Below are 23,374 nucleotides of genomic sequence, written 5' to 3' on the forward strand. Positions count from 1 at the left end.
TTGCAGTGTTACCGACCAGTACCGACACGGCTATGTGAGGTTCACCGCCGTTAACGATGCAGTGAGTGTCTCAGGAAGAATGGACGTGTGGAGGATCAGGAGCGCTTGATCGCGGCTAGGTACCGGCTGCTGCACCTGCTCGGTCAAGGCTCGATGGGCACCGTCTGGGCTGCTCGCGACGAGGTGCTGGGCAGGCAGGTCGCCGTGAAGGGGATCCTGCACACCCCCGGCATGCCCGACGCCGCGGCCGACGAGCTGCGGGAACGGACGATGCGCGAGGCGCGTGCCGTTGCCGCGCTGTCTCACCCGAACCTCGTAACGCTGTACGACGTCGTCCAGCACGATGGCGACCCGTACGTGGTGATGGAGCTCGTACCGTCACGCAGTCTGAACGAGGTGATCCAGGAACAGGGCTGCCTCACCGAGAAGCAGGGCGCCGCGGTGCTGGACGCGATCGCGTCGGCGCTGGCGTCGGCGCACCGGGTGGGCATCACGCACCGGGACGTGAAGCCGGGCAACGTGCTGATCGCGGACGACGGCCGGGTGAAGCTCACGGACTTCGGCATCGCGCGCAACGTCGCCGAGGCCACCATGACCGCGCGCGGCATCACGCTCGGCACCCCCGCCTACATCGCGCCCGAGGTCGCCCAGGGCGGTGACGTCTCGGCCGCCGCCGACAGGTGGTCGCTCGGCGCCACGATGTGGGCCGCGATGGCCGGCGAGCCGCCGTACGTGGGCAAGAACGTCATGCAGACCATCAACGCCGTGATCAACGGTGACGTGCCGGTGCCAGCGGGTGCCGGCAGGCTCGCCCCGGTGATCAGCGGGTTGATGCGGAAGGAGCCGACCGACCGACTCTCGCTGGTCGACGTGCGCAAGCAGGTCTACCCGCTGCTGCCGGAGCCGGGCACCGACGCGTTCGAGGTGCGCGAGGCGGTGCAGACGCCGATCATCGTGCGGCCCAAGCCCAAGATCGAGCCGGACGCGCCGCTGGCCGACGACCCCGGCCCGTTGCCGTTCATGGTCACGAAGCCGATCGCGCCTCAGCGCCGGCGCGGACGGGTCGCCACGACGTTTCTGCTGGTCGCGGCCCTGTTGCTGTTCGTGGCGGGCTCAGGTGGCGGGTTCGCGCTGGTCAGGCTGGCGGCGGGTGCGTCGCTGCTACCGCCCGCCCAGCAGACCATCCAGACGCTGCCCACGCTGCCCACCTCCGCGACGCTCCAGCCGCGCACCGAGACAGCCGTCACCGCGCAGGGTGACCAGGGCGGGAAGTTCACGCTGAACGTCGAGGCCAGCTGGTCGACCTACGCCGAACAGCGCCTGGGCGACAAGCTGATGCCGGGATCCGCGGTGGTGCACTTCCTGTCCCCCACCGGTGCGTACGAGGCGACGGTGCAGTGGTTCCCCGACTTCTACCCGAAGCGCACGATCAGCACGTACACGTCGAGCGTGCAGGCGCGGTGGCCGAGCCGGTTCTTCGGCGGCGACAAGGTGCTGACGCCGAGCCTGCCGGGGCAGCAGAAGGAAGAGGCGATCCAGTTCATCTACAAGACGGTCGAGGGTGACGGGACCGACGCGCTCGGGCGTTCGCACTTCTCGCGCGTGCTGCCGTCCGGGAACGACCTGTGGGTGGTGGAGGTCGTCGTCCCAACCGAACAGCAGGACGCGGCCCGCGCGACGCTCTTCGACGCGATCGCCTCGACCTTCTCGCCGGTTTAAGCTCTCGCGGTGACTCCAGAAGAGCTGGCCGGCAAGGCCGCGGAACAGATCCAGAGCCGCACCGGCGTGGCGAAGCACGACATCGCGATCGTGCTCGGCTCCGGCTGGCGGCCCGCCGCCGACGTGATCGGCGACCCGGTCACCGAGATCCCCGTCGGTGAGCTGGAAGGCTTCGAGGCGCCGACCGCGCTCGGCCACGGCGGCACCATCCGCTCCGTCGAGGTGGGCGGCAAGAAGGTCCTCGTCGTCCTCGGCCGCACCCACGGCTACGAGGGCAAGGGCATCCAGAAGGTCGTCCACGGCGTGCGCACCGTCGCTGCCGCGGGTGTGTCCACGGTCGTGCTGACCAACGCCGCCGGTGGCCTGCGCCAGGGCATGTCGGTCGGGCAGCCCGTGCTGATCTCCGACCACCTCAACCTGACCGCGCTGTCGCCGCTGGTCGGCGCCCGGTTCGTGGACCTGACGGACCTGTACTCGCCGCGGCTGCGCACGTTGGCCCAGCAGATCGACCCGTCGCTCGAAGAGGGCGTGTACGCGGGTCTGCCGGGCCCGCACTTCGAGACGCCCGCCGAGATCCGGATGCTGCGCACGATGGGCGCGGACCTGGTCGGCATGTCGACCGTGCACGAGGCCATCGCCGCGCGTGCCGAGGGTGTCGAGGTGTTCGGTCTGTCGCTGGTGACGAACCTCGCGGCGGGCATCACCGGTGAGCCGCTGAACCACCAGGAGGTGCTGGACGCCGGTGCCGCCGCCGCTCAGCGCATGGGCACGCTGCTGCGCGAGCTGGTGGACCGCGCATGAGCCTGACGCCGGCACTGCGTGACGCGACGTTCCGGTGGATCGCTGACGACCCGTCGGACGCGACTCGAACCGAGCTGCAGGGCGTGTTGGCACGGGCGATGGGCGGCGACCCCGCCGCTCTCGAAGATCTCGCCGATCGCATGGCCGGTCCGCTCACGTTCGGCACCGCCGGGCTGCGCGGGCCGGTGCGCGCGGGCACCAACGGCATGAACGTGGCCACGGTGGTCCGCACGACGGCCGGGCTGGCGTCGTGGCTCGGGACCTCCGGGCTGGTGTTCGTCGGCCGCGACGCCCGGCACGGGTCGGAAGAGTTCGGCACGGCCGCCGCCGAGGTGATGGCGGCCGCGGGCTTCGACGTGCGCGTGCTGCCGGGCCCGTTGCCGACGCCGGTGCTCGCCTACCTGGTGCGCCGGCACGGTGCGGTGGCCGGGATCCAGATCACCGCGTCGCACAACCCGCCCGCGGACAACGGCTACAAGCTCTACCTGTCCGGTGGCTCGCAGATCGTGCCGCCGTCCGATGGCGAGATCGAGAAGGCGATCGAGGCTGTTCCGGCCGCGGTGTCCGTGCCGCGGAGTCCTTCCTACTCGACGGTGTCCGACGCCGAGGTCGACGAGTACCTGGAACGGGTGGCCTCGTTGCCGCGCCAGAACGCGCGCGCGTTGAAGATCGCGTTGACGCCGATGCACGGCGTCGGTGGCGCGTTCGCCGTGGAAGCGTTGCGGCGCGCGGGTTTCACCGATGTGCACGTGGTGCGGTCGCAGGCCGTGCCGGACCCGGACTTCCCGACCGTGGTGTTCCCGAACCCGGAGGAGCCCGGGGCGTCCGACGAGCTGCTTTCCCTTGCGGCATCGGTGGATGCGGACCTGGCGATCGCTCTCGACCCGGACGCCGACCGTTGCGCGCTGGGTGTTCGCGACGGTTCGTCGTGGCGGATGCTGCGCGGTGACGAGACGGGCGTGCTGCTCGGGTCGCTCGTGCTGTCCACCACGGAGTCCGCGGATCCTTTGGTGGCAACGACGATCGTGTCTTCTTCGCTGCTGAAGTCGATCGCTGCCGCGCACGGCGCTCGTTATGCGGAGACGTTGACCGGCTTCAAGTGGCTGGCACGGGCCGGTGAAGGTCTGGTGTTCGCCTACGAGGAAGCGCTCGGCAACTGCGTCGATCCTGCCTACGTGGCAGACAAGGACGGTGTCTCGGCTGCTGTGGTCGCGGCGGATCTGGCTGCCGGGCTGAAGGCGTCGGGTCGCACGTTGCTGGACGCCCTGGACCAGCTCGCGTTGGACCACGGCCTGCACCTGACGGACCAGGTTTCCTTGCGGTACACCGATTTGTCGCTGATCGGCGCGACGATGGCCCGGCTGCGCTCCTCGCCACCCGCCGACTTCCAGTCGGAAGACCTGCTGCCCAGCGCGGACGTGCTGCGCTGGACCGCCGACGGCGTGCGCGTGATCGTGCGCCCGTCCGGTACCGAGCCGAAGCTCAAGGCGTACCTGGAGGTCGTCGAGCCGGTCACGGACGGACTGGAGTCCGCCCGTGCCTCAGGTCGGGCTCGTTTGGCAGAGCTGCGGGAACGGGTTACCGCACTGGTCAGCTAGACAACGCGATCAGCAGGCACAGCACGGCAAGAGCGAAACCCCCGCCGGCCACCCAGTAGGCCCTTCTGGTCGGCGGGGCAACCGCGTTGCGGCGCCCCTCGGTGACCGCCGCGACGGCGATCCGCCCGAAGATGTACGCGATCGTGCAGAGCCCCACGCCGAGTCCGAGCAACATCGTGTTGACGTCCCACGGGCTGTGGTCGAACCCCGGCCACAGCGACGCGAAGAGGGGCCCGATCCCGATCATCCCGATGCCGATCGCAAGGCCGAAACCCCAGGTGATGCGACGCTGACGAGGACTGGTGGTCATAAGGGCGGTGGTCTTCATGGTCCCTCCTGTGTACACCCACTAGGACGTGCTGCCTGCCGCGGGGTTCCGTTTGCTCAGCAACAAAAACGCCTGCGGTCCCTTCTCGTCCACGTCCTTCTGACGTTGCAACCGGGCCACTTCGTTGAACCCGGCTTCCGTAGCTTTGGTCACGACCTCGTCGATGTCGTGCCAGTAGACGTGAAGATCCACGTCGTGGCCGTACGCGTGGGTCATGTGGTTCTTGAAGTTGCCCAGCTTGAAGGCGTGCAGCAGGTGTCCGCCCGGCTTGAGGACGCGGTGGAACTCCTGCCAGGGCACCTCGTCCGCCGGCATGTGGACCGTCGAGTACCAGACGACCGCGCCGCCGAGGCTGTCGTCTTCCAGGTCCAGCTTCGTGATGTCGCCCTGCGTGAAGTCGAGGTGCGGGTAGAGGCGTTTTGCCTGGTCGAGCATGCCGTCGGACAGGTCGATTCCGAACGTGCTGAGGCCCAGTTCGTGCAGGTGGTGGGTGATGCGCCCGGTGCCGCAGCCGAGGTCCGCGACGGGGCCTTCGGTGAGCTCGGCGAACGCTCGCATGATCGCGGCGTCGAGCGGGCGGCCGTCGTGCGCGTCCGGGATGAGCCTGGCGTAGTCGGCGGCGACAATGTCGTAGGAGGCGCGGGTCATGGTCATCTATGTTGCCGCTCATGGAGTACACCCGGCGTGACCTGGCCCAGTCCGTCCTGGACGCGCATCAGGACAGCAGGAACGGCCTCAACATGTTCTACGGCGCGTTCAGCGACGACATGAAGGCGTTCCAGGTCCGCCTGCGCGACGGTCTGCTCAAGGCGTTCGGCATCGACCTCGGCGCACACATAGCGCTGAACATGTTGCTGAGGAGCACCGTCGGGTCGAACGCCGCGATCATCGCGCCTGCCAGCAACTTCGGCGAGTTCAGCGCTATCGCGACGAAGCTGGAGGGCAGCGGCGTCATCGATCGGATGATCGAGATCGGCAGGCTGAACGACGAGTCGCACAAGATCCACCTGGACATCGTCGACGAGCTGATGGAGCTCATGGGACCTACCGTCGACAAGGTCACGTCGGACGACCTGAAGGCGCTCGGCGTGGACGACACCCCGCCGAACATGAACGACTACGAGATGGACTACTGATGGCGCGGCTGCTGATCGTCCACCACACGCCGTCGCCGACGCTGCAGGCGATGTTCGAAGCCGTCGTCGCGGGCGCCACCACTCCCGAGATCGAGGGCGTCGAGGTGGTCCGGCGAGCCGCGTTGTCCACAACCGCTGTGGATGTGTTGGAGGCTGACGGCTACCTGCTGGGGACGCCCGCGAACCTCGGCTACATGAGCGGTGCGTTGAAGCACTTCTTCGACACCGTCTACTACCCGTGCCTGGACTCGACGAAGGGCAGGCCGTTCGGGCTCTACGTGCACGGCAACAACGACACGACGGGTGCGGTGCGCAGCGTGGAGACGGCCACGACCGGGTTGGGGTGGGAGAAGGCGGCGCAGCACGTGGTGGTCACGGGTGAGCCGGCGAAGGCCGACCTGGAGGCGTGCTGGGAGCTCGGCGCGACCGTCGCGGCCCAACTTTCCAGCTAGCTCCAGAAACCCTCTGACCAGGCGTTATGCTGGGACGAGAATATCCGTATTCAGTATTCGGCATAGACCTGCCGGCCGAGCAGCGATCCACTGGACGCATGTTGGCCGCTGTCACCACTGCTGGCGTTCTCGCGCTGCTGATCCACGCCGCGTGTCGCGTCGCGATCACCTACCTGGCGCTGCGGGGCACGAAGCCCACGCAGCGGCCCGCGATCATCCGCGCCCTCAACAATCGAGTTGTCCACATGAACCCAGGGTTGTCCACAGCCACCTGTCCCCAACCTGTGGACAACCCTGGGGATACTTTCGAACGTATGTTCTAACGACCCACGGTGCTCATGTCCGGGTACCGGTCACCAGCCACGGCCGAAGCGGGCACGGCGGCTTCGATCGCGGCGAGATCCTCGGCGGACAGCTCCAACGAAGCCGCCGCCACGTTCTCCTCCAGGTACTTGATCCGCTTGGTACCCGGGATCGGGACCACGTCGGACCCGCGGTGCTGCACCCACGCCAACGCCAGCTGGCCCGCGGTCACACCGCGCTCCGAGGCCAGCGCGCGCAGCTCCTCCACCATCTTCAGGTTCGCGTCGAGGTTCGAACCCTGGAACCGCGGCTGAGCCACGCCGCGGAAGTCGCCGGCACCGAAGTCGGCGGCGGAGGTGAAGCGCCCGGTCAGCACGCCACGGCCCAGCGGCGAGTACGGCACCAACCCGATGCCCAGCTCGCGGGCAGTGGGCACGATCTCGGCCTCGATGTCGCGCGACCACAGCGACCACTCGCTCTGCAGCGCCGTGATCGGGTGCACCGCGTGAGCACGCCTCAACGTAGAAGCACCGGCTTCCGAGAGCCCGAGGAACCGCACCTTGCCCTCGGTCACCAGCTCGGCCATCGCGCCGACGGTCTCCTCGATCGGCGTGTCCGCCGGAACGCGGTGCAGGTAGTACAGGTCGATCACGTCGGTGCCGAGCCTCTTCAAAGAGCCCTCGACCGAAGAACGCACATAAGCACGATCACCGCGGATCGAACGGGATCCGCCCTCTTCGCGCACGATGCCGAACTTCGTGGCCAGGACGACGGAAGAACGACGGCCCGCGATCGCGCGGCCCACCAGCTCCTCGTTCACGTACGGCCCGTACATGTCGGCCGTGTCGAGCAGCGTGACGCCCAACGACAAAGCCCGGTGGATGACCGAGATCGACTCCGACTCGTCGCCGGCGCCGTAGAACTCCGACATTCCCATGCAGCCGAGCCCCTGCGGCCCGACCTCCAACGATCCCAACAAACGGCTCACGCCGTCGCCTCCAAGTCCCGCTCGACCACCGCGTAGTGGTCGATCTTGTAGTCGAGCACCTCCAGGCACGTCTGCAGCTCCGCGATGCGGGCGCGGACGTCGTTGCGGTGCTCGACGAGGATTTGCTTGCGGCGGCCTGCCGTCAGGTCGCCGCGGTGCCTGAGCTGCGCGAACTCGCGCATCATGCGGATCGGCATGCCGGTCGTGCGCAGACGCGTCACGAAGGCGAGCCAACCCAGGTCTTCGTCCGAGTAGCTGCGACGCCCACCCGAGTCTCGCGCGGGCGGGTCGACGAGCCCGATTCGTTCGTAGTAGCGCAAGGTGTCGATGGACAACCCACTGCGCTGCGCGGCTTGGGCTATCGAGTAACTCACGGCGACGACGCTACGAGCTAGAGCGCGCTCTAGGTCAAGCGGAATCCTTCGGGATTCCCCACGCTTCGAGATGGCCGGCCATCTCGGGCACGTCGATCTTGTCGCGGCCCAGGGCTCGCACGAGGTCCAGCGCGTCGTCCTCGTCCGCGTCGATCCAGTAGCCGTTGATGTCGCACATCGTGACGGCGGAGACCCAGCCGAGCCGCCAGTTTCCCTCTACCAGGGGGCGGGTTCGCACGATCGAGTCGAGTAAGGCGGAGGACTTCAGCCACAGCGTGTCGTAGGCCTCCACGCCGAGCACGGTGGCGCGGGGACGGTACGCCGCTGTGTCCAGCAGACCGATGTCCCTGACGACGAGGTCGCCACCGGTCACGGCTGTGGCCAGCACTAAGAGGTCCCCGGCGTCGAGGTAGGAGATCACGGCACCCAGTTGATCACAGAGGTCTGACAGTTTCAGGAAGATCCGAGCCTATCCAAAAGACCTCGGTACTTCGGCAGGACTCGCCCCAGAACCTCGCCGAGCTTTTCTTCCTGCTGCATGCGCTGGTAACGGTCCGCGATCGCGAGACGCACGACCTCCTGCTTGGAGCGCCCCTCGGCCTGCGCCAGTTCAGCGAGCCGGTGGTTCTCCTCGTCGGTCAACCGCAAGGTCATCGCCATTCCAGGGACGGTACCAATGTGATACCACCCTGACCAGCGGCCGTTAGGATTGCGTGATGCCCCGGCCCAAGACCCACGATGACGCTCTGCGACGGCGTCTGCTCGAGCGGGCGGGCGAGCTGCTGAGCACCGAAGGTCCCGCCGCGGTGAGCCTGCGCAAGATCGCCACCGACGTCAACACCTCGACGACGGCGGTCTATTCCCTCTTCGGCGGAAAACCCGCACTGCTCGAGGCGCTCTACGACGAGGCGTTCAACCGGTTCGGCGCGCACCTCATGGCGGTGCCGGTCACCGAGGACCCCGCGGAGGACCTGGTCCAGATCGGGCTGGCGTACCGGCGCAGCGCGCTCGCGGACCCGCAGTTCTACTCGGTGCTCTACTCGAAGGTCGTCGAACCGACGAAGGCGATGAGCCGCGCGGCCGGCCGGACCTTCGCGCCGGTGATCGACACCGTCCGCCGGGCGGTCGCTCAAGGGGTCTTCGTGGACGAGGACCCCGAGCAGATCGCGATGTCGATGTGGGGCATCGCGCACGGCCTGGTGAGCCTGGAGCTCAACGGCAACCTGCCGCCGGGCATCGACGCCCGAGCCACGTACGAGCTGGCGTTGCGCGCGCACGGCCGAGGTTGGTTGTCGCACAAGGAGAACTGACGGAATCCGGGGAGGCGGCCGCCGCGAAACCTCCCCGGACCCGCAGAACTGTCCGATCCGGACAGTCCGTCTACTTCAAGGCGCCGTCGAGGGCCTTGATCAGTTCTGCGTCCTTGGTGTCACCGTCGAGCGACCAGATCATCGCTCCGCCCAGGCGACGGTCGTTGATGAAGCGAGCCTTGCGCTTCATCTCGACCGCGTCGTCGTAGGTCCACCACGTCGTGCCGTCGTAGATCCACGCGAAGCCGGCGCGCTCATCGCGGTAGACCTTGTACTTCGGGTCGGCCAGCTTCGGCTTGATGGTGTGGAAGTCTTCGTAACCCGCCTCGTACGTGGCCGGCGCGGGCGTACCCGTGCCGAACAGGCCGTTGCGCGTACCGGGTGCCACACCGGTCCAGCCGCGTCCGTAGAACGGCACGCCGAGCACGGCCTTCGAGCGCGGAGCACCGCGGGACAGCCACGCGTTGACCGTCACCTCGGAGCTGAACTCCGCCGGGGACGGGTCCCCCTTCGGCACCCGCAGCGAGGACTGCTGGTTCGCCTCCGGGTCCCACGCACCGTGGTAGTCGTAGCCCTGCAGCGTGCCGAAAGTGAGGTAGCAGAACACCTTCGCGACCTCGAAGCCCGCGTCGACCTGCTTCGGGTCGGCGGGGAGGAACGCGGTCAGGTCGCGGTTCCAGCCCATCTGCTTGCGGTACTCGGCGAGCAGCTTGGTGAAGTTCTGCTTGTCCTCGGGCCGAACCACGTTGGGCGGGTCCATGTTGCCGTTGCTGGCAGGCCATTCCCAGTCGAGGTCGACGCCGTCGAAGATGCCCTTCGCGGCACCGTCGGGCAGACCCGGCAGGTTGCCCTTGATCCACATGTCGGTGCACGACTTGACGTGCGCGGCGCGCGACTCGGGGGTCAGCGCGGCGTTGGAGAAGTAGCGGGAGCCCGTCCAGCCGCCCAGCGAGATGTTGATCCTCAGCTTGGGGTACTTGGCCTTGAGCTGCTTGAGCTGGTTCAGGTTGCCCGCGAGCGCGCCCGGTTCGTCGGCCTTGCCGTTGACGGACTGCTCAGCGGTGTAGGGCATCTGCCAGTCCGCCCACGGGTCGGCGCTGACGCACTTGCCGGATTCGTCGAGGAATCCGAACGCGTAGTTGAGGTGCGTGAGCCGCGCGGCGGCCCCGCTGTCGACGAGGTTCTTGACCCGGAAGTTCCGGCCGTACACGCCCCACTGGATGAAGTACCCAACGGTGCGGGTCTTCGAATAACCGTGGTGCCCATTGGTCTCGACATCTGCGTTCGCCGGCACTACAGCCAGCGACGCGGACAGGGCGCCGACCGCGAGTGCGGCGACACCCCATCTCCGTCTGGACATGGTTCTCCTAAGTCAGATCGCGGCAGCGGCGATGTGGTCCACAGCACGTTAGCTCTGAGGTCTAGACCACTGCTACGTCCGATCGGAGGTATGTCCTAAACCGCCCCGTACAGACGGTCACCGGCATCGCCCAGACCAGGCACGATGAAGCCGGAGTCGTTCAGCCTCTCGTCGACGGAAGCCGTAATGAGACGAACTGGGAGCTTCGAGTCCTCGAGGTGGTTGATCCCCTCGGGCGCCGCGAGCACGCACACGGCCGTCACGTCCGTCGCGCCGCGCTGGGTCAGCAACCGGATCGTGTAGGCCATCGAGCCACCGGTCGCGAGCATCGGGTCGAGCACGAACACCGGTCGTCCCGCGAGGTTCTCCGGCAACGACTCCATGTACGGCGTCGGCTGCAACGTCTCCTCGTCGCGCGCCAGCCCCACGAACCCCATCTGGGCGTCCGGGATGAGCTTGTGCGCCTGGTCCGCCATGCCCAGCCCGGCCCGCAGCACCGGCACGAGCAACGGCGGGTTCGCGAGCTTGTAGCCCGTGGTGCGCGCGACCGGGGTGTGCGTGCGCTCCTCGGTCAGCGGCGCCTCGCGCATGGCTTCGTAGACCAGCATGACGGTGAGTTCCTGCAGCGCGGCGCGGAAAGCGGCGTTGTCCGTGCGCGCGTCGCGCATGGTTGTGAGTCTCGCCTTGGCGAGTGGATGATCGACGACGAGGACGTCCATGCCCGACACCGTAACCGCTGGGGAGGATCTCGGGGTGTTCGAAGAGATCTACCGCGAGGCACGCGCGCGCATCGTCGGCCTGACCGCGGGACTGAGCGCGGAGGAACTCGGTCGCGTCGTACCCGCCTGTCCTGAGTGGACCGTGCACCAGCTGATCTCGCACCTGTCCGGTGAGGCGTCGGATCTGGTCAACGGCCGCATGGAAGGCGCGCCGTCGCAGGAGTGGACCGCGCGGCACGTCGCCGAACGCGCGGACGTCCCGGCGGACGACCTGCTGGAGCAGTGGAACACGTCCGGCACCGCGATCGACCGGATGCCGCGGATCCCGTACCAGTTCGCGATGGACGCGATCACCCACGAGGCGGACCTGCGCGCGGTGCTCGGCCGCGAACGCCTCCCGGAGGCCGTGTGGTTCCCGACGCTGGTGTGGATGGCACCGCGCGTGGTGCCGGAAGCGACCTTCAAGACGGACCTCGGCGTCATCGGCGACGGCCCCGCCACGCTGGAAGCGGACGCGTTCGACCTGTGGCGCGCCTTCTTCGGAAGGCGGTCGCGCCGCCAGATGCAGTCGTGGAGCACCTCGGACCCGTCACTGGTGGACAAGATCCCGTTCTTCCCGGTGCGCTCCACCGATCTGATCGAGTGAACACCGTTAACTGAATGGGTGTAGGGTCGGCCGCGTGACAGACCACGTGCGCATCGGAGTCCTCGGCGCGGCCATGATCGCGCCGCCCGCTGTCATCCGCCCCGCCCGCTCCTCGACCGTCGCCGAAGTGGTGGCCGTCGCCGCGCGCTCGGCCGACCGGGCCCAGACCTTCGCCGACAAGCACGGCATTCCGCGCGTGCACGGCTCCTACGAGGACCTGCTGGCGGATCCCGCCGTCGACGCCGTCTACAACCCGCTGCCCAACGGCCTGCACGGCAAGTGGACGCTGGCGGCGCTGGAGGCCGGCAAGCACGTGCTGTGCGAGAAGCCGTTCACCGCCAACGCCGCCGAGGCCGCTGCCGTGGCTGATGTCGCTCGTGGTTCCGGACTCGTGGTGATGGAGGCGTTCCACTACCGCTACCACCCGCTCGCGCTGCGCGTGGACGAGATCATGCGCTCCGGCGTGCTGGGCCCGTTGCGGCACGTCGAGGCGAACGTCTGCTTCCCGCTGCCGGTGTTCTCCAACATCCGCTACGACTACTCGCTCGCGGGCGGCGCGATGATGGACGCGGGCTGCTACGCCGTGCACATGGCGCGTCTGCTGGGCGGCGAGGAGCCCGAGGTCCGTTCCGCGACGGCGTTGCTGCGCGGCGAGAAGATCGACAGGGCGATGCGCGCGTCGCTGCGCTTCCCTTCCGGCCACACGGGTTCCGTGCACGCGTCGCTGTGGTCGTCGACGGTGTTCAAGCTGAACATGAAGGCGATCGGCGAGAACGGCACCCTGAGCGTGTTCAACCCTCTCGGGCCGCAGACGCTGCACCGCTTGTCGTTGAAGCTCAAGGGACACACGTCGGCCGAGACGTTCGGGAAGCGCGCGACCTACGCCTACCAGCTCGACGCGTTCACCGACGCGGTGCTGCACGGCAAGCCGTTCCCGACGACCGCGGACGACGCGGTGAAGAACATGACCGTCATCGACTCGATCTACCGGGCGGCCGGACTGCCGTTGCGCCAGCCGACCGCGTAGTCAGAGGCCACCGGATCGGGTCGCTCTGCAACCCGATCCGGGAGTAAAGAATCGACAAAGCGACTCCGAAGTGTCTCGTAGCCAGTTGAGACGTGGAGGAGCGAACGGTGACGATCGAGCAGAAGCCCGTCCAGCAGTTGTGCGAGTCCCCGCTGGTCATCCTGGGTGTGTCGGGCTCGGTCGCCCTGTTGATCGGGGTGCTGCCGCTCATGTGGGGCTACAGCCCGACGCTCGCGTCGGCAGTCGGAGCACTGCTGGTGCTGGCATTCGCGATCACGGTCAAGTACGCACCGAACCGGAAGTGAGCGCTCTAAACTCGATCGGGTGAGCGACGAGCTGGTACCCGCTGACCAGAGTCACATGCGCGCCTCGGACGCGGACCGGGAACGGATCGCGCAGGTGCTGCACAAGGCGACCGCCGAGGGCCGCCTCGACATCCACGAACTGGACGAGCGGCTCGTGGCCGTCTACGCCGCGAAGACCTACGGCGAGCTCGTTCCCATCACCGCCGACCTGGTGCTGAGCGGCCTGCCCCAGCCGCCGGTCGTGCCGCAGTACCAGCCGGCCGTGAGCCCTCGCATCGGCGGCGAGCCGGGCAGCGCAGTGTCGATCGCCTTCTGGTCCGGCGTCAACCGCAAGGGCAACTGGGTGGTCCCGCGGATGCACAACGCCGTCGCGGTGATGGGCGGCATCGACCTCGACCTGACGCACGCGAGCTTCGCCGAGGCCGAGGTGACGATCAGCGTGTTCGCGTTCTGGGGCGGCGTCGAGATCCGCGTGCCGGACGACATCAACGTGAAGGTCGACGGGTTCGGGTTCATGGGCGCGTTCGAGGACCACGTTCCCGGGCGGCGGCACATTCCGGGTGCGCCGACCGTGCGGATCACCGGGCTCGCGATCATGGGCGGGGTCGAGGTCAAGGGGCCGAAGAAAAAGAAGTCCCAGATCCTGCGCGAACTGCTCGACTGATGCTGCTCGCGGAGTTCGTCGAGCGGGCGGGACAGACCGGCGTCGTCTTCATGATCAAGATGGATGGCCCGCGGCCGCGCAACAAGTGGACGGTGAAGCTCAACCAGCCGCCGTACGTCGGCGAGTACTGGTACGCCGGCGGCGACTTCGCCGACCTCGACCAGGGGCTTGCCTGCGCGCGCGAAAGCCTGGCGGAGCTGCCGGGAGACTGGGCGTGGCTGGACGAGCCGGTCAGCGACGCCGACGCGTACGCGGAGCTGTTCGAAGCGATCGGGGACACCGGCGAGCTGTTCATCGTCCAGTACAGCCTCGAGTCGAAATGGGTGCTGTTCGCCGCCAAGGGGAAGCACGAGGGCTACGCGAGCCTCGACGAGTGCGTCCTGGACGGGCTCGCGAAGCTCGGTTGGTGAACGCCTTCCGCTGGACGCGCTAGCCGGTTACCCTCCTGCGACCGCATGCCGTCCCTCCGCGAAGGTCATGACGACTCCCTCAGACAGACCCGTGTTCGTTGATCCGAGTGGCCGCCGCCGCAAGGTCGTGCGCATCGCCATCGGCGTTGTCGCCGTCGCCGTGGTGGCCTACCTGGTGTTACTCGTGATCGCGCTGGCCGGTGGCCCCGTGAATCCGACGACGTTGCTGCCGATCCCCAAGGCCGAGCCCGCGGTCACCACGACCACGGACACCCAGACGTCGTCACCCGAAGCAACATCGTTGCCACGCAACGAAACCACCACCACGGCGCCGACCACCACGACGACGGCCCCGGTGACGAACACCACCACGACCACCACGACCGAGAACGGCAACAAGCGCACCGACCCGCCTGGCGCGTCGAACCGGCCCAGCAACCCCGGTCAGGGCAAGCCGTGAGACCACAGCCGCGCGCCCACTGGGTGCTGCTGGGGTTGAGCATGGTCGTGCTGCTCGGCGCGTTGCTGCTGGACACGTTCGTGACCAGCCACGTCGGCCAGGGTGCGCAGCCGACCGCCGGGCCCGCGAAGACCGTGCCGGACAAGCTGCACCAGGGTGGGCCGTTGATCGGCGACACCGGGTCTGAGCTCAGCTCGCGCACGACGCCGGACCGCACCGTGGTGCTGACGTTCGACGACGGGCCGGACCCCGAGTGGACGCCCAAGATCCTCGACGTGTTGCAGCGCAACGGGGTCAAGGCCACCTTCTTCGTCACGGGCGCGGCCGCGGCGCAGCACCAGGACGTGCTCGAACGCATCGATGCCGAGGGTCACGAGGTCGGGCTGCACACCTTCACCCACGTCGACCTGGGCAAGGTCGGCGAGACGCGCACGCGGCTGGAGCTCGGGCAGACCGGGCTCGTCGTGGCGAGCGGCACCGGCAAGTCCAGCCAGCTGGTGCGGCCGCCGTACTCGAACCGGCCCGACGCGGTCGACGACGAGGACCTGGTCGGCATCGAGCGGATCACCGCGGCCGGCAACCTCGTGGTGCTCACCGACCTCGACAGCGAGGACTGGCGCAGGCCCGGCACCGACGCCGTCGTCGCGAACTCGACGCCCAAGGACGACAAGGGCGCTGTGGTGCTGATGCACGACGGCGGTGGCGACCGGTCGCAAACCGTTGCGGCGCTGGAGAAGCTGATCCCGGCGCTGAAGGAGCGCGGGTTCGCGTTCAAGACCACCAGTGAGGCGTTCGACGTCAAGCAGGCGATTCGGCCCGCGACAGCGGCGGAGCGCGGTGAGGGCACGGCCGTGTCGCTCGCCGTGCGGTTCTCGCGGTTCGTCACGGAACTGCTGACCTGGCTCGTCGTCATCTCCAGCGTGCTCGCGCTCGCCCGTGCCGCGGTGCTGCTGGTGACCACGGCGATCCACGCGCGCCGCAAACCGGGCAAGCACGCGCCGAAGCTGCGGCAGCAGATGGTCACCGTGCTCGTGCCCGCCTACAACGAGGAAGCGGGCATCGAGGCGACCGTCCGCACGATCCTGTCGAGCACCTGGCCCGTGCACGTGATCGTGATCGACGACGGCTCGACCGACCGCACGTCCGAGGTGGTCAAGAGCCTGCACCTGCCGAACGTTTCCTTGGTGCGCCAACGCAACGCGGGCAAGGCGGCGGCGCTGAACACCGGGCTGCGGCACACCCGCACCGAGCTCGTCGTGATGGTGGACGGCGACACCGTGCTGGAACCGGAGACCGTCGCCAACCTCGTGCAGCCGTTCGCGAACCCCGAGATCGGCGCGGTGTCGGGCAACGCCAAGGTGGGCAACAGGTCGGGGCTCCTCGGCCGCTGGCAGCACATCGAGTACGTGATCGGCTTCAACCTCGACCGGCGGATGTACGACGTCATGCAGTGCATGCCGACGGTGCCGGGCGCGGTCGGCGGTTTCCGAGTCAGCGCCCTGCGCGCGGTCGGCGGCGTCCCGGAGGACACGCTGGCCGAGGACACCGACCTGACCATGGCGCTGTTGCGGGACGACTGGTCGGTCGTCTACCAGGAGAACGCGCGGGCGTGGACCGAGGCGCCGGCGAGCCTCGGGCAGCTGTGGCGGCAGCGCTATCGCTGGTGCTACGGCACTTTGCAGGCGATGTGGAAGCACCGCGGCGCGGTCGCCGAGCGCGGCATGGGCGGCAAGCTCGGCCGCCGCGCCCTGCCGTACCTCTTCCTGTACCAGGTGGCGCTGCCGGTGCTGGCGCCCGCGATCGACGTGTTCGCGGTGCTGAGCCTCTGGACGGATCCCGCCGCCGGCGCCCTCGCCTGGCTCGGTTTCCTGGTGCTGCAGCTGATCCCGGCGGTGATCGCGTTCCGGCTCGACGGCGAGCAGCTGCGGCCGTTGTGGGCCGTCGCGCTGCAACCGATCGTCTACCGGCAGCTCATGTACCTGGTCGTCATCCAGTCCGTGATCACGGCGCTGGCGGGTGCGGTGCTGCCGTGGCAGAAGCTCAAGCGCACCGGCAGTGCCGCGCAGGACGCGCCGGAGCTGGACGAACGCACCGTGCCGTTGCTCAGAGAGGCCTTGCGCCCATCTCCCGGTACAGCTCGTCCGCCCGGAACCGGTAGTCCTCGTGGTCAGGCACCACGCGGGCAAGCCCGTCCAGGGCGTGTGCCTCCTCGATCCGGTACTCGATCTTCTCCGCGATAGCGAGTGCCGCGCGGTGGTGCTCGGCTGCTTCGGGCAGCCGTCCGTCCGCGCGCTCGATCAGACCCATGACGTTGTGCATCGTGCTGAGGTGATCACGCGCGACGCCGTGCCCCAAAGCGTCGAAAGCCTTCTGTGCGAACGAACGCGCCTCGTCCAACCGGTCGGCGCGGCGCAGCACGTTGGCCGTCTTGATCAAGCCGCGCATGGCGTAGTGGTCGTTGCCGACCTGCTCCGCCAACGCCAAACCCTCTTCCAGCAACGTCAACGCCAGCGCGTGGTCGCCCAGAACGCTGTGCGTGGCACCGAGTCCACAAAGGATTGACGCTTCCTCGCTGCGTTCTCCGAGTTCGCGGACGAGGTCGAGCGACTGGGTGAAGGGCTCCACCGCTTTCGCCGCGTCTCCGCGTGCCAAATAGGCGCGGCCCATGTTGCTGATGCTGATCGCGTACACCCGGAACGACTCGATCTGCTTGTGCAGCACCAGGCCTGCCTCGCCCTGGACGAGTGCTTCGTCGAAGCGGCCCAGTCGGTGCAGCACCATGGCCATCACGGCGTGGGAGTCGCCTTCCCAGCGCAGGTTGCCGAGCTCGTGGGCCAGCGCGCGGGAGTGCTCGATGCGTTCCAGGGCCTCGCGGTAACGGCAACGCCCGTACGCGACGTTGGCCATGCCGAAGGCCACGCCCAGTTCCTTGTCCCGGTCGCCTGACCCGCGGGCGGCGGCGAACGACAGCTCGTGCAGCTCCTCCAGGTCGTCCAGGCGGTGCGTGATGATCAGGCTGTGGCCGACGTCGCGGGTCATCGCCCACGTGTTGTGGTTGTCGCCGATCTCCGCGAGAACGCGCACCGAGGCGATGAGGTTCTCGCGTTCCGTCCGGAGCCATGCGGTCGAGTCCGCGGCGTCGCGCAGCATCGGGGCGTGCAGCGGCAGGCGGTCGATCTTCGGGGAGGAGTCGGGTCTGCCCGGCTGCAGGAGGTGGGCGGCGGTGTTGGCGACGTGCAGGTAGTAGTCGAAGAGGCCGCGCGGTTCGCCGTCGGACAGCGACCGGGCGAACTCGCGCACCAGGTCGTGGAACGTGTACCTGCCGCGCACGTGCTGCACGAGCAAGTGGTGGTCGAGCAGGTCCTCCAGCAGATCGCGCGCGTCGTGGAACGGCACGTCGGCCAACGCGGCGGCGCCGTACGCGTCGACGTCCGGGCCGGGCAGGCGACCGAGCAACGTGAACATCCGTTGCTGCTCAACGGTCAGCTGGTCGTACGACAGCAGGAACGACGCCACGACGTCCTTGTCCCCCGCCGTCAGCTCCGGCAACGTCCGCCGGTGCTCGCGCAACCGTTCCACGAGGTCCGCGACTGTCCATCGTGGACGGCTGACGAGCCGGGCCGCGGCAATGCGCAACGCCAGCGGCAGCCTTCCGCACACCTCGACGAGCTCTTGCAGCGCCTCAGGTTCAGCCTCGACCCGCGTACCGACGACACCAGCGACCAACGCGCGTGCCTCACCCGCCGGCAACACGTCCAGCGACATCGCCGCCGCCCCGTCGACCACCAGCCGCAGCCTGCTGGTGATGATCGTGAGGCTCCCCGCCGCTCCCACCAGCAACGGCCGCACCTGCTCGGCGGAGGCCGCGTTGTCCAGCACGACGACCGCCCGCCGCCGCGCCATCTCCGCCCGCCAGGCCGTCACGCGCTGGTCGAGATCGCCCGGAATCCGCGACGACGGAACACCCACCGCCTGCAACAGGTGCTGCAACGCCGCGTACGCCGTCACCGGCTCCCTCCCCGGCGTGAACCCGTGCAGGTCGACGAAGATCCGCGCGTCCGGATACCGCTCGCCCAGTCGGTGCACCGCGTGGACCACCAACGCCGTCTTCCCCACGCCCGCCATGCCGTCGACCACCACGACCTGGTGCCCGTCGCCGAGCCCTGCCAGCTCGCTCGCCCGTCCGGTGAAGTCCTGCACGTCGAACGGCAGCGCGACGACCTGCTGCGCCGGGGGCTCCAGCGACGGGTCGGCTCTGAGGATCCGCGCGTACACGTCCTGCAGCTCGGCGCCGGGATCGATGCCCAGCTCGTCGGCGAGCCGGGTGCGCGTCTCCTCGTACCGCGTCAAAGCGTCCGCCTGCCTGCCCGCGCGGTACAACGCGATCAGTTCGAGCCGGACCAGGTTCTCCCGCAACGGGTTCGCGGCCACCAGCGCGGTCAGCTCCGGCAGCACCGCCTCCCCCGCGTCCACCGCAGCTGTGATCCACTCCTCGGCAGCGGTCAGCCGTTCCGCCTCCAGCCCCGTCCGCAGCGCCGCCACCACGTCCGAGTCCGTGAGGCCGCCGAGCACCGAACCGGGCCAGAGGTCGAGCGCCTGCCGCAGCTCGCCGGCACGCATCAACGCGCGGAACGAGTGCAGGTCGACCAACCGCGGCTCGACCTCCAGCACGTAGCCGGCGGCCCGCTTGCCGATCTCGATCCCGGCCGCCCTGAGCACCTTCCGCAACCGCGACGAATAGCTGTGCACCAGCGCCCGCGGATCGCCCGGCAGCGCCTCACCCCACAGCGCGTCGACCAGCCGGTCCACCGGCACCGCGGTACCGGGCTCCAGCGCGAGCATCGCGAACAGGGTCCGTTGCAGCGGCGAGCCGAGAGGAAGGCGCTCGCCGTCCACCCAGACGTCGACGGACCCCAGCAGCGTGATCCTCAGCACGGACACCACCCCCACATGATCCAGGAGGACGGCCACCTGGGCGAGTAGGTTGCACAGGCCACTCAGATACGCCTGATCAGCGCAAACGATGTCGCAGAAAGGCAGACGGGAACTCATGGGGAGCCTCGGAGGGTACGAAGGCATCAGCATCCGCAGGATCGACGATCCCGCGCCTGTTCCGATGGCGGGGTGGTCGCGGAGGCGGTGGGAGTTCGAGGCGGCCGACGGCGCGCTCGACCCGTTTCCCCTGCCGCCGCCGCTGACCGAGATCGACACGTTTCCGCTGCTCGTCAGCTCCTGGTGGAGCGGCGACAAACTGGTCGTCGATCTCTTCACCCGCGGGCAGGACCTGCCGGTCGACGCGCTGGTGCACCTCTCGGTCGTCGCCGCGTGGGTGCAGCACAAGGCGCAGGGTCGCGACGTGCTCGTCAACGGGGTGACGAGGCATCCGATCCTGTACACGAGCCGTCTGAACGACGAGGTGGTCGCGGAGCTGACAGCGCTCGGATACTGAGCGCTCCAACACCACCTGATCAGCGCAAACGGCTTCACTTAGGACGGGCGTCCCATTCCGCTTAGACTCGCGGTCATGGCTGCTCCAACGACACTGCCGTCGGCCCTGGCTGACGCCGTGCGCGACGAATCGTCGCTGCGGCGTTTCCTGCACGGGCTCCCCGGCGTCGACCAGGTCGGCGTCGAGCAACGAGCCGCGGGCCTCGGCACGCGGAGCATCAAGAAGGCCTCCAAGATGCAGGCCATCGACCTGGCGATCAGCATGGTTGACCTGACCACGCTGGAAGGCGCGGACACGCACGGCAAGGTGCGCAGTCTCGCCGCCAAGGCCAAGCGGCCCGACCCCGAGCGGCCGGACGTGCCGAAGGTCGCGGCGGTCTGCGTCTACCCGGACATGGTCAAGACGGCCGCCGACGAGCTCAAGGGCACCGGCATCAACATCGCCAGCGTCGCCACGGCGTTCCCCAGCGGCCGCAGCACGATGGACATCAAGCTGGCCGACACGCGGTTCGCCGTCGAGCAGGGCGCCACCGAGGTCGACATGGTGATCGACCGGGGTGCGTTCCTGAGCGGCCGCTACGGGCAGGTGTTCGACGAGATCGTCAAGATCAAACAGGCGTGCGGGGACGCGCACCTCAAGGTCATCCTCGAGACCGGCGAGCTCGTGACGTACGACAACGTGCGCCGGGCGAGCTGGCTCGCGCTGCTCGCGGGTGGCGACTTCATCAAGACGTCGACCGGCAAGGTGCAGCCCGCCGCGACGTTGCCGGTCACGCACGTGATGTTGCAGGCCGTCCGGGACTGGAAGAACCAGACCGGGGAGCTGCGCGGGGTGAAGCCCGCCGGCGGCATCAGGAGCACGAAGGACGCGATCAAGTACCTGGTGGCGGTGCACGAGGTGGCCGGGCCCGAGTGGCTCGACCCGCACCTGTTCCGGTTCGGCGCGTCGACGTTGCTCAACGACCTGCTCATGCAGCGGCGGACCCAGTTGGACGGCCACTACAGCGGCCCGGACTACGTGACGGTGGACTGACAGACATGTGGGAATACGCCCCCGCGCCCGAGTCGCGGGACATCGCGAACCTCAAGCCGAGCTACAAGATGTTCGTCGACGGCAAGTTCGTCGAGGGCTCCGGCGAACCGCTCAAGACCATCAACCCCGGCACCGAAGAGGTGCTGGCCGAGGTGTCGACGGCATCAGCGTCCGATGTGGACACTGCGGTGAAGGCCGCGCGCAAGGCCTACGACCGCGTGTGGTCGAAGATGCCGGGCAGTGAGCGAGCCAAGTACATCTACCGGATCGCGCGGCAGATCCAGGAACGCGCGCGTGAGCTCGCGGTGCTGGAGTCGCTCGACAACGGCAAGCCGATCAAGGAGTCGCGCGACGTCGACGTCCCCACGGCGGCGGCGCACTTCTTCTACCACGCGGGCTGGGCGGACAAGCTCGGCTACGCGGGCTACGGGCCGGACCCGAAGCCGCTCGGCGTCGCGGGCCAGGTGATCCCGTGGAACTTCCCGCTGCTGATGGCCGCGTGGAAGATCGCGCCGGCGCTCGCGTGCGGCAACACGGTGGTGTTGAAGCCCGCCGAGACCACACCGCTGAGCGCGCTGGTGCTGGCCGAGATCATCCAGCAGTGCGACCTGCCACCGGGCGTCGTCAACATCATCCCGGGCGCCGGTGACGTAGGCGCGGCGATCACCGAGCACCCTGACGTGAACAAGGTGGCGTTCACCGGGTCGACCGAGGTCGGCAAGATCATCCAGGGCAAGCTCGCCGGCACGTCGAAGAAGCTCACGCTGGAGCTGGGTGGCAAGGCCGCGAACATCGTGTTCGACGACGCGCCGCTCGACCAGGCCGTCGAGGGCATCGTCAACGGCATCTTCTTCAACCAGGGCCACGTCTGCTGCGCCGGAAGTCGTCTGCTGGTCCAGGAGTCCGTCGCGGACGAGCTGCTCGCGAAGCTGCAGACCAGGATCAACACGCTGCGCGTCGGCGACCCGCTGGACAAGAACACCGACGTCGGCGCGATCAACTCGCGCGAGCAGCTCACCAAGATCAAGGAGCTGACCGAGTCGGGAGAGGCCGAGGGCGCTCAGCGCTGGACGTCGTCGTGCCCGTTGCCGGACAAGGGTTTCTACTTCGCGCCCACCGTTTTCTCCAACGTGTCGCAGGCGATGCGCATCGCCCGCGAGGAGATCTTCGGCCCGGTGCTGTCGGTGCTGACGTTCCGCACGCCCGAGGAGGCCGTGGCCAAGGCGAACAACACGCCGTACGGCCTGTCCGCGGGTGTGTGGACGGAGAAGGGCTCGCGGATTCTCTGGATGGCGCAACGGATGCGCGCCGGTGTGGTGTGGTCCAACACGTTCAACCGCTTCGACCCGGCCGCGCCGTTCGGCGGGTACCAGGAGTCGGGCTTCGGCCGTGAGGGCGGCCGCACCGGTCTGGAGGCCTACCTCGATGTCTGATCGCGTCTCGGTCGCGAAGACCTACAAGCTCTACATCGGCGGCGCGTTCCCGCGGTCCGAGTCGGGTCGCAGCTACCCGGTGACCGACTCGAAGGGCACCTTCCTCGCCAACGCCGCGCAGGGGTCCCGCAAGGACGCCCGTGACGCGGTCGCCGCCGCCCGCAAGGCCTTCCCCGGCTGGTCGGGTGCTACCGCCTACAACCGCGGCCAGGTCCTGTACCGGGTCGCGGAGGTGCTGGAGGGCCGCCGCGAGCAGTTCATCACCGAGGTCGCCCAGTCCGAGGGCGTCCAGGTGAAGAAGGCTCAGTCCCTGGTGGACGCGGCCATCGACCGCTGGGTCTGGTACGCGGGCTGGACGGACAAGATCGCGGCCGTGCTGGGGTCCTCGAACCCCGTGGCGGGCCCGTACTTCTCGTTCTCCACACCGGAACCGACGGGTGTGGTGGCCGTGTTGGCGCCGCAGCAGTCGTCGTTGCTGGGCCTGGTGTCCGTGATCGCGCCGGTGATCGCGTCCGGCAACACCGCGGTCGTGATCACCTCGCAGGACCGCCCGCTGCCCGCGATCACGCTGTCCGAGGTGCTCGCGACCAGCGACGTTCCCGGTGGCGTGGTCAACATCATCACCGGCCGGACCGCGGAGATCGCGCCGTGGCTCGCGTCGCACGCCGACGTGAACGCGCTCGACCTCACCGGCTCGCCCGAGTCGCTCCGGGCCGACCTGGAGCGTTCGGCGGCCGGCACGGTGAAGCGCGTGCTGCGCAACAAGGCGAGCGAGGACTTCGGCGTCACGCCCGACATGTCGCGGCTGCGCGCCTACCTCGAGACGAAGACGGTCTGGCACCCCATGGGTGTGTGAGCTG

26 protein-coding genes and 1 pseudogene are annotated in these 23,374 nt (G+C 68.5%); 17 read left to right on the top strand and 10 right to left on the bottom strand.

All coding sequences use genetic code 11. The annotated features are described in order from the left end of the window. Nucleotides 1–87 precede the first annotated feature (87 nt). Genes AB0M24_RS42760 through AB0M24_RS42770 form a run of 3 tightly spaced genes read left to right on the top strand, consistent with a single transcriptional unit; the run spans nucleotide 88 to nucleotide 4,118 of the window. Nucleotides 88–1,719: a serine/threonine-protein kinase gene (locus AB0M24_RS42760; RefSeq protein ID WP_363779992.1), complete on the top strand. Its 1,632-nt coding sequence runs from the start codon at nucleotides 88–90 to the stop codon at nucleotides 1,717–1,719. A gap of 9 nt (nucleotides 1,720–1,728) precedes the next feature. Continuing rightward, nucleotides 1,729–2,520 (top strand): purine-nucleoside phosphorylase, encoded by a 792-nt coding sequence (locus AB0M24_RS42765; protein ID WP_363779994.1) that lies wholly within the window; start codon nucleotides 1,729–1,731, stop codon nucleotides 2,518–2,520. Continuing rightward, nucleotides 2,517–4,118, top strand: coding sequence for a phospho-sugar mutase (locus tag AB0M24_RS42770; protein WP_363779996.1), 1,602 nt, complete (start codon nucleotides 2,517–2,519; stop codon nucleotides 4,116–4,118). Before AB0M24_RS42765 ends, AB0M24_RS42770 begins: the two co-directional genes overlap by 4 nt. Here AB0M24_RS42770 and AB0M24_RS42775 read toward each other — a convergent pair. Next, nucleotides 4,111–4,446: a hypothetical protein gene (locus tag AB0M24_RS42775; protein WP_363779998.1), complete on the bottom strand. Its 336-nt coding sequence runs from the start codon at nucleotides 4,444–4,446 to the stop codon at nucleotides 4,111–4,113. The two genes, AB0M24_RS42770 and AB0M24_RS42775, sit on opposite strands and share 8 nt — an antisense overlap. A 21-nt stretch (nucleotides 4,447–4,467) precedes the next feature. Beyond that, on the bottom strand, nucleotides 4,468–5,094 hold the full coding sequence (locus AB0M24_RS42780; protein ID WP_363780000.1) for a class I SAM-dependent methyltransferase: 627 nt from the start codon (nucleotides 5,092–5,094) through the stop codon (nucleotides 4,468–4,470). A 20-nt stretch (nucleotides 5,095–5,114) separates the two neighbouring features. Between AB0M24_RS42780 and AB0M24_RS42785 the strand changes: the two genes are divergently transcribed. Both AB0M24_RS42785 and AB0M24_RS42790 read left to right on the top strand, forming a co-directional pair. Beyond that, on the top strand, nucleotides 5,115–5,582 hold the full coding sequence (locus tag AB0M24_RS42785; RefSeq protein ID WP_363780002.1) for a hypothetical protein: 468 nt from the start codon (nucleotides 5,115–5,117) through the stop codon (nucleotides 5,580–5,582). Next, nucleotides 5,582–6,034, top strand: coding sequence for a flavodoxin family protein (locus AB0M24_RS42790; RefSeq protein ID WP_363780004.1), 453 nt, complete (start codon nucleotides 5,582–5,584; stop codon nucleotides 6,032–6,034). Before AB0M24_RS42785 ends, AB0M24_RS42790 begins: the two co-directional genes overlap by 1 nt. A gap of 50 nt (nucleotides 6,035–6,084) precedes the next feature. Here the strand turns inward: AB0M24_RS42790 and AB0M24_RS42795 are convergent, their stop codons facing one another. The 5 genes from AB0M24_RS42795 to AB0M24_RS42815 all read right to left on the bottom strand — a co-directional run bounded on the left by AB0M24_RS42795 (nucleotide 6,085) and on the right by AB0M24_RS42815 (nucleotide 8,359). After that, nucleotides 6,085–6,279 (bottom strand): hypothetical protein, encoded by a 195-nt coding sequence (locus AB0M24_RS42795; protein WP_363780006.1) that lies wholly within the window; start codon nucleotides 6,277–6,279, stop codon nucleotides 6,085–6,087. 74 nt (nucleotides 6,280–6,353) lie between these two features. Continuing rightward, nucleotides 6,354–7,274 carry an aldo/keto reductase gene (locus tag AB0M24_RS42800; protein WP_363780074.1) on the bottom strand — a complete coding sequence of 307 codons (921 nt, stop codon included), beginning with the start codon at nucleotides 7,272–7,274 and terminating at the stop codon, nucleotides 6,354–6,356. Between the two features lie 47 nt (nucleotides 7,275–7,321). Continuing rightward, a complete protein-coding gene (locus tag AB0M24_RS42805) occupies nucleotides 7,322–7,699 on the bottom strand; it encodes a MerR family transcriptional regulator (protein ID WP_363780008.1) in 378 nt (125 codons plus the stop codon). A gap of 34 nt (nucleotides 7,700–7,733) precedes the next feature. Then, nucleotides 7,734–8,120 carry a Fic family protein gene (locus AB0M24_RS42810; protein ID WP_363780010.1) on the bottom strand — a complete coding sequence of 129 codons (387 nt, stop codon included), beginning with the start codon at nucleotides 8,118–8,120 and terminating at the stop codon, nucleotides 7,734–7,736. Nucleotides 8,121–8,152: 32 nt separating this feature from the next. Next, nucleotides 8,153–8,359, bottom strand: a complete 207-nt coding sequence (locus tag AB0M24_RS42815) for a type II toxin-antitoxin system VapB family antitoxin (RefSeq protein ID WP_045315411.1) — start codon at nucleotides 8,357–8,359, stop codon at nucleotides 8,153–8,155. Between the two features lie 56 nt (nucleotides 8,360–8,415). Between AB0M24_RS42815 and AB0M24_RS42820 the strand changes: the two genes are divergently transcribed. Continuing rightward, nucleotides 8,416–9,009, top strand: a complete 594-nt coding sequence (locus AB0M24_RS42820; protein WP_363780012.1) for a TetR/AcrR family transcriptional regulator — start codon at nucleotides 8,416–8,418, stop codon at nucleotides 9,007–9,009. Nucleotides 9,010–9,079: 70 nt separating this feature from the next. Here AB0M24_RS42820 and AB0M24_RS42825 read toward each other — a convergent pair whose 3' ends face one another. Continuing rightward, nucleotides 9,080–10,369 carry a glycoside hydrolase family 18 protein gene (locus tag AB0M24_RS42825; RefSeq protein WP_363780014.1) on the bottom strand — a complete coding sequence of 430 codons (1,290 nt, stop codon included), beginning with the start codon at nucleotides 10,367–10,369 and terminating at the stop codon, nucleotides 9,080–9,082. A gap of 95 nt (nucleotides 10,370–10,464) precedes the next feature. After that, nucleotides 10,465–11,088, bottom strand: coding sequence for a uracil phosphoribosyltransferase (gene upp / locus AB0M24_RS42830; RefSeq protein WP_363780016.1), 624 nt, complete (start codon nucleotides 11,086–11,088; stop codon nucleotides 10,465–10,467). Here upp and AB0M24_RS42835 point away from each other — a divergent pair. The 7 genes from AB0M24_RS42835 to AB0M24_RS42865 all read left to right on the top strand — a co-directional run bounded on the left by AB0M24_RS42835 (nucleotide 11,087) and on the right by AB0M24_RS42865 (nucleotide 16,840). Then, complete coding sequence (locus tag AB0M24_RS42835) at nucleotides 11,087–11,734, top strand: maleylpyruvate isomerase N-terminal domain-containing protein (RefSeq protein ID WP_363780018.1); 648 nt, start codon at nucleotides 11,087–11,089, stop codon at nucleotides 11,732–11,734. The genes upp and AB0M24_RS42835 overlap by 2 nt on opposite strands. Nucleotides 11,735–11,768: 34 nt before the next feature. After that, complete coding sequence (locus tag AB0M24_RS42840) at nucleotides 11,769–12,761, top strand: Gfo/Idh/MocA family oxidoreductase (protein WP_363780020.1); 993 nt, start codon at nucleotides 11,769–11,771, stop codon at nucleotides 12,759–12,761. 107 nt (nucleotides 12,762–12,868) lie between these two features. Continuing rightward, complete coding sequence (locus AB0M24_RS42845; protein WP_363780022.1) at nucleotides 12,869–13,066, top strand: hypothetical protein; 198 nt, start codon at nucleotides 12,869–12,871, stop codon at nucleotides 13,064–13,066. Nucleotides 13,067–13,085: 19 nt separating this feature from the next. Further along, nucleotides 13,086–13,730 carry a DUF1707 domain-containing protein gene (locus tag AB0M24_RS42850; protein WP_363780024.1) on the top strand — a complete coding sequence of 215 codons (645 nt, stop codon included), beginning with the start codon at nucleotides 13,086–13,088 and terminating at the stop codon, nucleotides 13,728–13,730. Next, nucleotides 13,730–14,140, top strand: coding sequence for a hypothetical protein (locus AB0M24_RS42855; RefSeq protein ID WP_363780026.1), 411 nt, complete (start codon nucleotides 13,730–13,732; stop codon nucleotides 14,138–14,140). The genes AB0M24_RS42850 and AB0M24_RS42855 overlap by 1 nt, the downstream gene beginning before the upstream one ends. 67 nt (nucleotides 14,141–14,207) lie before the next feature. Next, nucleotides 14,208–14,600: a hypothetical protein gene (locus tag AB0M24_RS42860; RefSeq protein ID WP_363780028.1), complete on the top strand. Its 393-nt coding sequence runs from the start codon at nucleotides 14,208–14,210 to the stop codon at nucleotides 14,598–14,600. Further along, a complete protein-coding gene (locus tag AB0M24_RS42865; protein WP_363780030.1) occupies nucleotides 14,597–16,840 on the top strand; it encodes a bifunctional polysaccharide deacetylase/glycosyltransferase family 2 protein in 2,244 nt (747 codons plus the stop codon). The genes AB0M24_RS42860 and AB0M24_RS42865 overlap by 4 nt, the downstream gene beginning before the upstream one ends. 31 nt (nucleotides 16,841–16,871) lie before the next feature. Here AB0M24_RS42865 and AB0M24_RS42870 read toward each other — a convergent pair. After that, a pseudogene (locus tag AB0M24_RS42870) lies at nucleotides 16,872–19,685 on the bottom strand (BTAD domain-containing putative transcriptional regulator); the annotation flags it as partial. Here AB0M24_RS42870 and AB0M24_RS42875 point away from each other — a divergent pair. From AB0M24_RS42875 to AB0M24_RS42890, 4 genes are all read left to right on the top strand, one after another. Then, nucleotides 19,651–20,049, top strand: coding sequence for a hypothetical protein (locus tag AB0M24_RS42875; protein ID WP_363780032.1), 399 nt, complete (start codon nucleotides 19,651–19,653; stop codon nucleotides 20,047–20,049). The pseudogene AB0M24_RS42870 and the gene AB0M24_RS42875 overlap by 35 nt on opposite strands. Before the next feature lie 75 nt (nucleotides 20,050–20,124). Continuing rightward, nucleotides 20,125–21,081, top strand: coding sequence for a deoxyribose-phosphate aldolase (deoC, locus tag AB0M24_RS42880; RefSeq protein ID WP_363780034.1), 957 nt, complete (start codon nucleotides 20,125–20,127; stop codon nucleotides 21,079–21,081). 5 nt (nucleotides 21,082–21,086) lie between these two features. Further along, entirely contained in the window at nucleotides 21,087–22,514 is a 1,428-nt protein-coding gene (locus AB0M24_RS42885; protein ID WP_363780036.1) for an aldehyde dehydrogenase family protein, read from the top strand. Next, nucleotides 22,507–23,370, top strand: coding sequence for an aldehyde dehydrogenase family protein (locus tag AB0M24_RS42890; RefSeq protein WP_363780038.1), 864 nt, complete (start codon nucleotides 22,507–22,509; stop codon nucleotides 23,368–23,370). Before AB0M24_RS42885 ends, AB0M24_RS42890 begins: the two co-directional genes overlap by 8 nt. The last annotated feature ends 4 nt before the right edge of the window (nucleotides 23,371–23,374 follow it).

It is taken from the genome of Lentzea sp. NPDC051838 (assembly GCF_040681245.1).
Taxonomy (GTDB): Bacteria; Actinomycetota; Actinomycetes; order Mycobacteriales; family Pseudonocardiaceae; genus Lentzea.